An 11,907-nucleotide genomic window follows, 5' to 3' on the forward strand; every position below is an offset into this window, starting at 1 on the left:
TGGGGTATGGGTGGATGAAATCTCTTTTTTACCTAAACAAATCGACAGTTTCATGTCAAAGTAGTTCTTCGGCATGAATTCAGAAAAATCTAGAAAAAACAGTTATGGCTGAAACTAAAGAAGCCCTCAGCAAGAGCTATTCACTTTCCATCTTTCAGGCCTTGCGGCGCCTGCAACAGGCGGCCGAAGTCCACGCCAAGCGTCTGTCCCGCTACGGAGGTCTGACACCACTTCAGCTGCTGGTGTTGCAGGTGCTGGCCGTGGAAAAGAGCATTACCGCAAGCCAACTGGCGCGTTTCGTCAGCCTTTCGCCGGCGTCACTGTCAGGGGTGCTGGACCGGCTGGAGAGCCGCGGCATGCTCTCGCGCCGGCGTGATGACCACGATCGCCGCAAGCAATGGCTGGTACTCGACGACGCCGGCCGCGCCGCCCTGGCGGAAGCGCCATCGCTGTTGCCGAGTCACGTGCTGCAACGCTTCGCCGCCCTGCCGGAGTGGGAACGCCACTCGTTGCTCGCCGCACTGCTGCGCGCCGCCGAGCTGTTCGACACGCCGGAGGAAGAGGAATAGCGGCAGTTTTCGAGCGGCGCTGCGTGGGTGGGGGTTCTCGCGCGGACCCCCTCTCTCCCCCCGGCCTTCTCCCGCGAGGGGCCTTTCGCGGGGTGTGGTTACCATGCCGCCGGTTTGGACACAGAGCCCTCCCTCTCCCCTCGTGGGAGAGGCCGGGGAGAGGGGGATCCCCACTTAGCCGCCGCGAATCAAACGACGTAAGGCGAAGCGGTTGGGGTGGCAGGCTTCGGCCACGCTACGCGGCAGCGGCAGCGGTTCGTGGTCCAGCCAGGCGGCCAGCAGTTCCGCGGCCAGGGGTGCGGTGAGCACGCCGCGCGAGCCGTGGGCGAGGTTGACGTAGAGTCCTTCCTGCCAGGGACAGGGCGTGGGCGGCACCTGGCGGGCATCCTTGCCGAGCACCGCGTAGGCTTCGGCGAATGCCTCGGGGGCGCTCAGCGGGCCGACGATGGGCAGGTAGTCCGGGCTGGTACAGCGGTGTGCCGAGCGGCCTTCCAACTGTGCCGGGTCCAGCTCGTTGGCGCGCAGGCGTGCGGCGAGATCGCTGGAAATCTCCTCGAGCAGCCGCAGGTTTTCCCGATGGTCGGCTGTACGCACCGTCGGCTCCAGGTCCTGGAAGTCGAAGGTCGCGCCGAGCGTGTGTTCGCCGCCATTGGCCGGTGCCACGTAGCCTTCGGCGCAAACCACCGTGCGCAGATCGGCAGAGGCGTCGGTGGCCGGCAGGCGGCTGATCTGTCCGCGGATGCGTTTGAACGGCAGCCCGCTGGCCTGGGCAAAGCGCGCCGCGTCGGCGGCGTTGGCCAATACCAGCACCGGCGCCCGGGCGATCTGTCCGGCGCTGCCCTCAGCCAGCCACTGCCCCTCGTCGCGACGCAGTTCCAGCACTTCGTGCGCGCACACCAGGCGAATGTTCGGATGCCGCGTCAGCGCCCGGCACAGTGCCGGCGGTCGCGCCCAGCCGGCCTCGGGGAAGAACAGGCCGCCGGCGGGCAGCGCCACGCCGGCCAGCGCTTCGGCCTGCTGCTGGGACAGCGCTTGCAGCAGGCTCGCGGGAAACGCCTCCGCCAATTGCGCCTGGCGCTTGGTCTCGCGTGCGTCGAAGGCCAGTTGCAGCACGCCGCAAGCGGACCAGTCGCGACCTTCCTCCAGGTGCTGGGGTAGCAGCCGGCGGGTGAAACCGAAGGCGCTGGTGACCAGCCGGGTGAGCGCCGTGGCGTGCGCCGAGAGCTTGAGATAAAGCACGCCCTGGGGATTGCCCGAGCCCTCCCGTGCGGGCTCGGGGTGGCGCTCGATCAGCGTCACCTGCCAGCCGCGCGCGGCCAGGCTGGCGGCACTGGCACAGCCGGCGAGACCCGCGCCGACGACGATGGCTTCGCGCGCAGCGGCGTGCTGAGGCGGCCGCGCGAACCAGGGCTTGGCCGCCGGCGCCGGTTCGCCCTGGTAATCGCCCACCAGCATCTCGCGCTTGTGCCCGTGGCCGGGCACCTTGCGCATGGCGAAGCCGGCGTCGATCAAACCACGGCGCACGAAGCCGGCGCTGGTGAAGGTCGCCAACGTGGCACCGGGTGCGGACAGCCGCGCCAGTTGCTCGAACAGTTCCGGTGACCACATCTGCGGATTCTTCGCCGGCGAGAAGCCGTCGAGAAACCAGGCGTCGATTCGTGCATCCAGCTCGTCGAGCATCGCCACGGCGTCGCCCACCAGCAGGTCGAGCACCACCCGCCCGCCGTCCAGCAGCAGGCGCTGGGGGCCGGGGACGATGGCGTGGTAGGTGTCCAGCAACTTCGCCGAGAGTTCGGTCAGTTCTGGCCAGAGCGCCAGCGCACGGATCAGGTCGTCGCGTTGCAGCGGGTACTTTTCCACGGTGACGAAGTGCAGCCGCGCCTCCGCCGGCGCCAGGCGCGTGAACGCCTGCCAGGCGCAGAGGAAGTTCAGCCCGGTGCCGAAGCCGGTCTCGCCGATCACCAGGCGTCCTCCGGCGGGCAGCGCGGCCAGGCGCCGCTCCAGGTCGTTGCCGGCGAGGAACACGTGGCGGGTTTCCTCCAGGCCGCTGGCACGGGAGAAGTACACGTCGCCGAACTGCGCGGAGAGCGGTTGGCCGTTGGCGTCCCAGTCGAGCTGGGCGTGGAGCGGATCGGACATCGGGGCAGGGGCCTGCGGGGGCGAAGCCGGCGATTCTAGCAGCCTCGGCCGTCGCCCCGGAGGCGCCCGAGCGTCGCGTCAGCCCGGCTGCGCGGTGAGGAACAGGGAGAACAGCTCGGACTGCGACTTCAGCCCCAGCTTGGCGTAGAGGTGCTTGCGATGCACCTTCACCGTTTCGCTGGAAATCGACAGCTTGCGGGCGATCTCCTTGCCCGAGCAGCCGCTGAGCATCAGCCGCGCCACTTCCATTTCGCGGCTGGTCAACTGGGCTTCGTGGAACCGCTCCTGGCCCGCCAGGCGCGCTTGCCAGTGAGGCTCGGCGAGCGTCTCGCCGGCCTGCTCGAAGTGCAGGCGCTGGCGCATCAGCGCGGCGATCCACGGGCGCAGCAGGTCGAGCAGGGCGACTTCCTCGCCACTGAAGCGCCGGTGCGCGCCCAGCGATAGACAGAGCACGCGCTCCGTATCGAGGGCGACATTCAGTTGAATCTCGTCGGCGACCACGTTGAGGCTGAAGTAGCGGCGGTAGTAATCGGTCTGCTCGAAGCATTCCGGGGCCACGTCGCTCAGGCGGAACAGGCCGTTGCGCGGCTGCTCGCGCGCGGCGAGGTAGAAGGGGTCGAGCAAATAGAGCCCGGCGAGGTAGTCGCGGAACAGCGAGTCCTCGCCGCCGTCGTCCGCCGGGCATTCGGCGTAGACCTGAGGACGACCGGGACCGAAGAGCAGCACCACCCAGCTGTCGAACGCCAGGTAGTGGCCGAGCAGGCGCACCAGGCGTTGCCAGAAGGCGCCGTCGTCGAGCGCTTCGATCAGTTGGCCGACCTCGCGATGCCAGGCCAGATCCTGAAGAGTGAGCTTCATCCTACCCCCGAGGGGTTACCCCATGGACGTGATTACCGGCGCGCCCTTGGGCGCCCATACTCGGGCAAAACGGGTTGCTGTCGTTCGCCGCCCGCCATGATGCAAGGAGATTGAATGAAGGTCGAACTCATCCAACTCGCCGGACGCGATGGCGACCGCGCATGGAACCTGCAGCGTACCCTGCGGGCCATCCGCGAGTGCGCCGCCGACAGCGAGCTGCTGGTGTTCCCCGAAACCCAGTTGTGCGGCTTCCCGACCGCGGCGAACGTCGCCACGCTGTCCGAGCCCCTCGACGGTCCGAGCGTGAGCGCCGTGCTGCAGGCGGTGCGCGAGCGCGGCGTGGCGGTGGTGCTCGGCACCGCCGAGGCCGACGCCGGGCGTTACTACAACACCACGCTGCTGATCACTCCCGAGGGCATCGCCCTGAAGTATCGCAAGACCCATCTGTGGGCCTCCGACCGGGGTGTCTTCGAGCCGGGCGATCGCTTCGCCACGGCGCTGTTCAAGGGCGTGCGCGTCGGTCTGCTGATCTGCTACGACATCGAGTTTCCGGAGAGCGCGCGCGCGTTGGCCCAGCTCGGCGCCGAGCTGCTGCTGGTGACCAACGGCAACATGGACCCCTACGGCCCGGTGCATCGCGCCGCGATCATAGCCCGCGCCCAGGAAAACCAGGCCTTCGCGGTGATGGTGAACCGCGTCGGCGAGGGGGACGGTGAGCTGACCTTCGCCGGTGGCAGCGCGGCGGTCGATCCCTTCGGCCGGGTGCTCTGCGAAGCCGGGCGCGACGAGCAGCGCCTGCACGTCGAGCTGGACCTCGCCCAACTGCAGGCCGCCCGCGCGGACTACCGCTATCTGGAGGAACGCCGCCTGCGCCTGGCCGGCGAGCTGCGCGAAGACGCCAGCGGCCTGCGCGAACTGCTGATTCCCTGAGACAACCCGGCGACCGGCCAAGCCGGCGCCCGACCCCGGACCACCGGGGCATACCGATAACGAAACGCTTGCCCATTTGCCGCCGACTTCGGCCCTGCCCAACAACCATAACCCGGGAGCAAACAGTCGCATGGCTACTCTGAAACGATCTCTTTCGCTGGGATCGGTAACCCTCTTCGGCATCGCCTACATGACGCCGATCATCGTCCTCGGCACCTTCGGCATCCTCTCCGAGATCAGCAACGGCCAGGTCCCCACGGCCTACCTGCTGGCCTCGCTGGCGATGCTCTTCACCGCCTTCAGCTACGCGCGCATGGCCGCCGCGTTCCCCCAGGCCGGCTCGGCCTACACCTACGTGCGCAAGAGCATCAGCCCCAAGCTGGGTTTCATCGCCGGCTGGGGCGTCCTGCTGGACTACCTGTTCCTGCCGATGGCCATCTGGCTGATCGGCGCCTCCTACCTCGCCGAAGCCTTCCCGGCGGTGCCGCAGCCGTTCTGGGTACTGGCGTTCATCGTGCTGACCACGGCGATCAACGTGGTCGGCCTACGCCTGGCCAAGGGCATCAACGGCCTGCTGATGCTGGTGCAACTGCTGGTGCTGGCGGCCTTCGTGGTGCTCTGCGTGCATTACGTGGTCGGCTCCGGCGGCCCGCTGTTCACCCTGCAGCCGTTCCATGGCGAAGGCGGCGTGTCGCTGGCGATGGCCGGTGCGGCGGTGGCCTGCTACTCGTTCCTCGGCTTCGATGCGGTCAGTACCCTGGCCGAGGAAACCCATGACCCGCGGCGCACCATTCCCCGCGCCATCGTGCTGATCACCCTGATCGGCGGACTGATCTTCGTCGCGGTGTCCTACTGCGTGCAGCTCGCGCACCCCTCCACCGAATTCGCCAGCGTGGACGCGGCGGCCTACGAGATCGCCCGCAACATCGGCGGTGACCTGTTCGTCTCGATCTTCCTCATCGGCCTGATCGTCGGCCAGTTCACCTCCGGCCTGTCGGCCCAGGCCAGCGCCTCGCGACTGATCTTCGCGATGGGCCGCGACGGCGTGCTGCCGGCGCGCCTGTTCGGCACCCTGGGACGCTTCGGCACGCCGGTCAGTGCGCTGCTGGCGTGCGCCGTGGTGGCGCTGCTGGCGCTGAAGCTGGACGTGACCACCTCGACCTCGTTCATCAACTTCGGCGCCTTCCTGGCCTTCACCCTGGTCAACCTGTCGGTGATCGCGCACTACTGGCTGGGCGCCGAGCGCGCCGCACGCAAGCCCCTACGCGATCTGCTCTGCCCGTTGCTCGGTGCGGCGGCGACCCTGTGGCTGATGGTCAATCTCGATCACCTGGCGATCATCCTTGGCCTGTCCTGGCTGGCAATCGGGGTGATCTACCTGGCCAAGCTCACCGGCGGCTTCCGTCGCCAGCCGCCGGAAATGGACTTCCGCGAAGCCTGAGCACTGTCCGCCGTCACGCCGATGGGGCGTGGCGGTGTTAGGCTCTAAGGCTCGCTGCCAGGAAAGCCTAAGCCCATGTTCGAATCCGCCGAGATCAGTCACAGCATCGACAAGCAGGAATACCAGGCCGCGCTGCCAGCGCTGCGCGAGGCCCTGCTGGATGCGCAGTACGCGCTCAAGGAGCAGGCGCGTTTTCCGGTGATCGTGTTGATCGACGGCATCGAGGGCGCGGGCAAGGGCGAGACGGTCAAGCTGCTCAACGAGTGGATGGACCCGCGGCTGATCGAGGTGCGCACCTTCGACCGCCCCAGCGACGAGGAGCTGGCGCGCCCGCCGGCCTGGCGCTACTGGCGCCACCTGCCGCCGAAAGGACGCACCGGCGTGCTGTTCGGCAACTGGTACAGCCAGATGCTCCAGGACCGCGTGCACAAGCGCATCGACAATGCCGGCCTGGAGCAGGCCATCCACCGCGCCGAGCGCCTGGAGCGCATGCTCTGCGACGAGGGCGCGCTGATCTTCAAGTTCTGGTTCCACCTCTCCCACGCCCAGCTCAAGGAGCGCCTCAAGACGCTCGCCCAGGACCCGCTGCACAGCTGGCGCCTGAGCCCGCTGGACTGGCAGCAGAGCAAGACCTACCGCCGCTTCGTGCGTCATGGCGAGCACGTCCTGCGGCGCACCAGCCGCGACTACGCGCCCTGGTACGTGGTTGCCGGCGCCGATCCCAACTACCGCAGCCTGACGGTCGGCAAGATCCTGCTCGAAGGGCTGCAGGCGGCGCTGGCCAACCCGCAGCGCCCGGTGCTCACGCCGCACGTCGCGCCCCTGGCAGCGAGCCTGGACCGGCGTGGCGTGCTCGACGCGCTGAACCTGTCGCAGCAATTGGAGAAGGACCTCTACACGCGCCTGCTCGCGGAGGAACAGGCGCGGCTGTCACGGCTGATGCGTCACAAGCGCATGCGCCGGCACGCCCTGGTGGCGGTCTTCGAAGGCAACGACGCCGCAGGCAAGGGCAGCGCCATCCGGCGTGCCGCGGGCGCCCTGGACCCGCGCCAGTACCGCATCGTGCCGATCGCCGCGCCCAGCGAGGACGAGCGTGCGCAGCCCTATCTGTGGCGCTTCTGGCGACAGTTGCCGGCGCGTGGGCAATTCACCATCTTCGACCGCTCCTGGTATGGCCGGGTGCTGGTCGAGCGCGTCGAGTCGCTGTGCCGCGAGGCCGACTGGTTGCGGGCCTACGAAGAGATCAACGATTTCGAGGAGCAGTTGAATGACGCCGGCACGGTGCTGGTGAAATTCTGGCTGGCGATCGATCAGGACACCCAGCTGGCGCGCTTCCACGAGCGCGAGCAGACGCCCTTCAAGCGTTTCAAGATCACCGATGAGGATTGGCGCAACCGCGAGAAGTGGCCGCTCTACAAGGACGCGGTGAACGACATGGTCGAGCGTACCAGCACCGAGATCGCGCCCTGGACGCTGGTCGAGGCCAACGACAAGCGCTTCGCTCGGGTCAAGGTGCTGAGGACCCTGGCGGATGCACTGGAGAGCGCTTTCGCCCGGGATTGAGCCTGTCGGCCAGTCGTGACGAGGCGTAGAATCGCGATCCCTCGGTCGCGCTTCTGCGGCCCTGTCGGTTCACGAGAGCGCCATGCACGTTTCCTCCGGCCGTTGGCTGTTCGGCCTCGGCCTCACGCTACTCACCGCATTTCTCTGGGGCATCCTGCCCATCAAGCTCAAGCAGGTCCTGCAGGTGATGGACCCGCTCACCGTCACCTGGTATCGCATGCTGGTCGCCGGCGTTCTGCTCGGCGGCTTCCTCGCCGCCCGAGGCGAGCTACCCCGGCTGGGCCGACTGGAGCGGCGCGAGCGCGGGCTGCTGGCCGTCTGCGTGCTCGCCCTGGGCGGCAACTACGTGCTGTTCCTCAACGGCCTGGACAGGGTCTCGCCAGGCACCGCGCAACTGGTCACGCAGACCGCGCCGATCATGCTGCTGCTGGCCAGCCTGCTGGTCTTCCGCGAGCGCTTCACACGGCTCCAGGGGCTGGGGTTGGCGGTACTGCTGCTGGGCTTCGGATTGTTCTTCAACCAGCGCCTCGGAGAGCTGTTCGGCTCGTTCGGGCGGTACACCCTGGGTGTGCTGTCGGTGTTCGCCGGCGCGGTGGTGTGGACCTTCTATGGCCTGGCGCAGAAGCAGATGCTGGCGACGCTGAGTTCGATGCAGGTGATGGTGGTGATCTACCTCAGCTGCGCGCTGCTGCTGACCCCCTGGGTCCACCCGCTGGAGGTGTTGCAGTTGAGTCCCCTGCAGGGCGGTTTGCTGCTCGCCTGCTGCCTCAACACGCTGGTCGCCTACGGCGCCTTCGCCGAGGCGCTGGCGCACTGGGAGGCCTCCAAGGTCAGCGCCAGTCTGGCGATGACGCCGCTGGTGACGCTTGCTTCGGTGGCGCTGGTTGAGCACCTCTGGCCCGGCAGCGTGGGGGCCGAGTCGCTCAACCTGCTGGCCTACGGCGGCGCCGCGCTGGTGGCCTTCGGTTCGGCCACCGTGGCGGTGGGGCCTGCGTTAATGCGCAACTGGCTGGCCCGCAGGGCGCCCACGCAGGGCTAAGGCGAACAGGCTCAGCCGAGCATGTCCTGCGGACGCACCCACTGGTCGAATTCCTCGCTGGTCAGGTAGCCCAGCGCCAGGGCGGCTTCGCGTAGCGTGGTGTTCTCCGCGTAGGCCTTCTTGGCGATCTGCGCGGCCTTGTCGTAGCCGATGTGCGGGTTGAGCGCGGTCACCAGCATCAGCCCGCGCTCCAGATGCTCGGCCATGCGCGCGGCGTCCGGCTCCAGGCCCTCCACGCAATGCCGGTTGAAGTTGCGGCAACCGTCTCCGAGCAGGCGGATCGACTGCAGCAGCGCATGCACGATCACCGGCTTGAACACGTTGAGCTGCAACTGTCCCTGGGCCGCCGCCATGCCCAGGGTGGCGTCGTTACCGAACACCTGGCAGGCGAGCATCGACAGCGCTTCGCACTGGGTCGGGTTCACCTTGCCGGGCATGATCGAGCTGCCCGGCTCGTTCGCCGGCAGGCGTACCTCGGCGAGTCCGGCGCGCGGGCCGGAGCCGAGCAGACGCAGGTCGTTGGCGAGTTTCATCAGCGTCGCCGCCAGGGTCTTCAGGCCACCGGAGAGCGCCACCAGCGGCTCGTGCCCGGCGAGCGCAGCGAACTTGTTCGGCGCGCTGGCGAAGGGCAGGCCGGAGAGGGCGGCAATCTCCGCGGCGATCGCTTCGGCGAAACCCGCCGGCGCGTTCAGTCCGGTGCCCACGGCGGTGCCGCCCTGGGCCAACTCATACACCGCCGGCAGCGCCGCACGGATACTCCGCTCGGCGATGTCGAGTTGCGCGACGAAGGCCGAAAGCTCCTGGCCGAAGGTGATCGGCGTGGCGTCCATCAGGTGGGTTCGCCCGGTCTTCACCAGGTTCTGATGGCGCGCCGCCTGCTCGGCCAGGCCGCCGGAGAGTTCGGCGATCGCGGGCAGCAACTGTTCGTGAACCGCCCGCGCCACGGCGATGTGCATCGCGGTGGGGAAGCAGTCATTGGAACTCTGCCCGCGGTTGACGTGGTCGTTGGGGTGCACCGGGCTCTTGCCGCCGCGCACGCCGCCGGCCAGCTCGTTGGCGCGCCCGGCGATCACCTCGTTGACGTTCATGTTGCTCTGGGTGCCGCTGCCGGTCTGCCAGACCACCAAAGGGAACTGCTCGTCGTGGTTACCGGCGAGGATTTCGTCGGCGGCCTGTTCGATCAGCCGGGCGATATCCGGCGGCAGCTCGCCGGTGCGCCCGTTGACGCGCGCGGCGGCCTTCTTCACCAAGGCCAGGGCACGCACCACGGCGAGCGGCATGCGCTCCTCGCCGATCGCGAAATTTTCTTTCGAGCGCTGGGTCTGCGCGCCCCAGTAGGCGTCTTCGGGGACCTCGACGGGGCCGAGGCTATCGGTTTCGGTGCGGCTCATAGCGGTTTTCTCCATGCCTGTGACCAGGGCCTGTTGACGTTTCGTTCGCGGCCGCGAACGAAACGTCAACAGGCGCCTCTTTAGGCGCGCTCTGGCGCGGTGGGTTCCGACCGCTGCGCCTTGAGCCCGGTCGACCATCAGCGCAGAATGTCGCACCCGGACCGCCTGGCGGTCGCGCCCAGCGGAGTGCTGCATGATCAAACGCTTTGTCCTCGTCGGCCTGATGCTCGCCTGCGGTAACGTGTTGGCCGATCAGGCCAGTCACGAGCGCCGCGCCGAGGAATTCCTGCGCCTGGCCCAGGCCGACAAGCTCACCGTGCCGATTTATGCCCAGGTGCGCCAGGCCTTCGCGCAGCGTTTTGCCGATGCCGGCAAGGCGGATCGCCAGGCACTGCTGGAAAGCTACCAGGCGCGCGCCAACGCCGAGCTCGACAAGGTCGTGGGCTGGGAGCACTTGCGCCCCGAACTCGTTGGCCTGTACACCCGCACTTTCAGCGAGGACGAGCTGACCCAACTGATCGCGTTCTACCGCTCGGATCTGGGGAAAAAGGTCCTGCGGACCTTGCCGGCGCTCAACGCGCAGTCGGCGCAACTGACCCAGGCGCGCCTGGATGGCGCGGTGCCCAAGGTCAATGGTCTGCTCGATCAGATGACTCAAGAACTGGAGAAACCCTGATGTCGATGCAAGCACAGATCGAACAGGCGCTGGCCGGCCTGCACCCCTGGCACCTCGAGGTGCAGAACGAGAGCCACATGCACAGCCGTGGCGAGGACTCGCACTTCAAGGCGGTGATCGTCAGCGAGAGCTTCGATGGTCTTTCCGCGGTGAAGCGCCACCAGACCGTCTACCGCACCCTGGGTGAATTGATGCAGCGCTTCCACGCGCTGGCACTGCACACCTACACCCCCGACGAATGGGCCGAACGCGGCGCCGCACCGGCCTCGCCGGCGTGCCGTGGCGGCAGCCAGCACGACCACTGATCCATCATCCACCCCGGTCCGCCCTTTGCGAGGGCGACCCCCGAGGACATGCCATGAGCGACAACGCCATCGTCGTCGCCGCGCTGTACAAGTTCGTCTCCCTGCCGGACTACGTGGCGCTGCGCGACCCCCTGCTGCAAACCCTGCTCGAACATGACGTGAAAGGCACCCTGCTGCTCGCCGAAGAGGGCATCAACGGTACCGTTTCCGCACGCCGCGAAGGCATCGACGCGCTGCTCGCCTGGCTGCGCCGCGACCCACGACTGGCGGACCTGGAACACAAGGAATCCTTCTGCGCCGAGCAGCCGTTCCTGCGTACCAAGGTCAAGCTGAAGCAGGAGATCGTCACCCTCGGCGTGACTGGCGTCAGCCCGCACCGCCAGGTTGGCCAGTACGTCGAACCCAAGGACTGGAACGCGCTGATCGACGATCCCGAGGTCCTGCTGATCGACACGCGCAACGACTACGAGGTGGCCATCGGCAGCTTCCGTGGCGCGCGGGACCCGCAGACCGCGAGCTTTCGCGATTTTCCCGCCTACGTGAAGGCGAATTTCGACCCGGCCCGGCACAAGAAGGTGGCGATGTTCTGCACCGGCGGCATTCGCTGCGAGAAGGCCTCCAGCTACATGCTCGGCGAGGGCTTCGAAGAGGTCTATCACCTCAAGGGCGGCATCCTGCGCTACCTCGAAGAAGTCCCCGAGGCCGAGACCCGCTGGCAGGGCGACTGCTTCGTCTTCGACAACCGCGTCACCGTGCGCCACGACCTGAGCCAGGGCGACTTCGTGCTCTGCCATGCCTGTCGCAACCCGGTCTCGGTCGAGCAACGCCAGTCGCCGCACTACGTCGCCGGCATCAGTTGCCCGCACTGCTGGGACTCGCTGCCGGAGAAGACCCGCGAAGGCGCCCGCGAACGACAGAAGCAGATCGAGCTGGCGCGCTCGCGCAACCAGCCCTCACCGCTGGGACGTGACCCGCGCGACGGCTGAGCGCCGTCGT

Annotated in this window: 11 protein-coding genes; 8 read left to right on the forward strand and 3 right to left on the reverse strand. The window is 67.8% G+C overall.

Translation table 11 applies throughout. The features are described 5' to 3' along the window. The first annotated feature begins 104 nt into the window (after nt 1-104). Nucleotides 105-569: a MarR family winged helix-turn-helix transcriptional regulator gene (locus ACYRGX_RS10885; protein ID WP_473056575.1), complete on the forward strand. Its 465-nt coding sequence runs from the start codon at nt 105-107 to the stop codon at nt 567-569. A 174-nt stretch (nt 570-743) separates the two neighbouring features. Here the strand turns inward: ACYRGX_RS10885 and mnmC are convergent, their stop codons facing one another. Next, nucleotides 744-2,708 (reverse strand): bifunctional tRNA (5-methylaminomethyl-2-thiouridine)(34)-methyltransferase MnmC2/FAD-dependent 5-carboxymethylaminomethyl-2-thiouridine(34) oxidoreductase MnmC1, encoded by a 1,965-nt coding sequence (mnmC, locus tag ACYRGX_RS10890; protein WP_473056576.1) that lies wholly within the window; start codon nt 2,706-2,708, stop codon nt 744-746. 78 nt (nt 2,709-2,786) lie between these two features. Further along, nucleotides 2,787-3,566, reverse strand: coding sequence for a LuxR C-terminal-related transcriptional regulator (locus ACYRGX_RS10895; RefSeq protein ID WP_473056577.1), 780 nt, complete (start codon nt 3,564-3,566; stop codon nt 2,787-2,789). 114 nt (nt 3,567-3,680) lie between these two features. Here ACYRGX_RS10895 and ACYRGX_RS10900 point away from each other — a divergent pair, with 114 nt between their 5' ends. The 4 genes from ACYRGX_RS10900 to ACYRGX_RS10915 all read left to right on the forward strand — a co-directional run bounded on the left by ACYRGX_RS10900 (nt 3,681) and on the right by ACYRGX_RS10915 (nt 8,539). Further along, a complete protein-coding gene (locus ACYRGX_RS10900) occupies nt 3,681-4,496 on the forward strand; it encodes a carbon-nitrogen hydrolase family protein (protein ID WP_473056578.1) in 816 nt (271 codons plus the stop codon). A 130-nt stretch (nt 4,497-4,626) separates the two neighbouring features. Next, a complete protein-coding gene (locus ACYRGX_RS10905; RefSeq protein WP_473056579.1) occupies nt 4,627-5,937 on the forward strand; it encodes an APC family permease in 1,311 nt (436 codons plus the stop codon). 75 nt (nt 5,938-6,012) lie between these two features. Then, entirely contained in the window at nt 6,013-7,500 is a 1,488-nt protein-coding gene (gene pap / locus ACYRGX_RS10910) for a polyphosphate:AMP phosphotransferase (protein WP_473056580.1), read from the forward strand. 82 nt (nt 7,501-7,582) lie between these two features. Continuing rightward, the gene (locus ACYRGX_RS10915) at nt 7,583-8,539 is read left to right on the forward strand and encodes a DMT family transporter (protein ID WP_473056581.1); all 957 of its coding nucleotides are present in this window, start codon (nt 7,583-7,585) and stop codon (nt 8,537-8,539) included. 11 nt (nt 8,540-8,550) lie between these two features. Here the strand turns inward: ACYRGX_RS10915 and ACYRGX_RS10920 are convergent, their stop codons facing one another. Continuing rightward, complete coding sequence (locus tag ACYRGX_RS10920; protein ID WP_473056582.1) at nt 8,551-9,930, reverse strand: class II fumarate hydratase; 1,380 nt, start codon at nt 9,928-9,930, stop codon at nt 8,551-8,553. A gap of 193 nt (nt 9,931-10,123) precedes the next feature. Between ACYRGX_RS10920 and ACYRGX_RS10925 the strand changes: the two genes are divergently transcribed. From ACYRGX_RS10925 to trhO, 3 genes are read left to right on the forward strand one after another with little or no spacing between them, the layout of a single operon-like run. Next, entirely contained in the window at nt 10,124-10,606 is a 483-nt protein-coding gene (locus tag ACYRGX_RS10925) for a DUF2059 domain-containing protein (protein WP_473056583.1), read from the forward strand. Then, nucleotides 10,606-10,911, forward strand: coding sequence for a BolA family protein (locus ACYRGX_RS10930; RefSeq protein WP_473056584.1), 306 nt, complete (start codon nt 10,606-10,608; stop codon nt 10,909-10,911). Before ACYRGX_RS10925 ends, ACYRGX_RS10930 begins: the two co-directional genes overlap by 1 nt. Before the next feature lie 53 nt (nt 10,912-10,964). Continuing rightward, nucleotides 10,965-11,897, forward strand: a complete 933-nt coding sequence (gene trhO / locus ACYRGX_RS10935; RefSeq protein ID WP_473056585.1) for an oxygen-dependent tRNA uridine(34) hydroxylase TrhO — start codon at nt 10,965-10,967, stop codon at nt 11,895-11,897. Nucleotides 11,898-11,907: the final 10 nt, after the last annotated feature.

The organism is Pseudomonas sp. R4-15 (assembly GCF_055768815.1).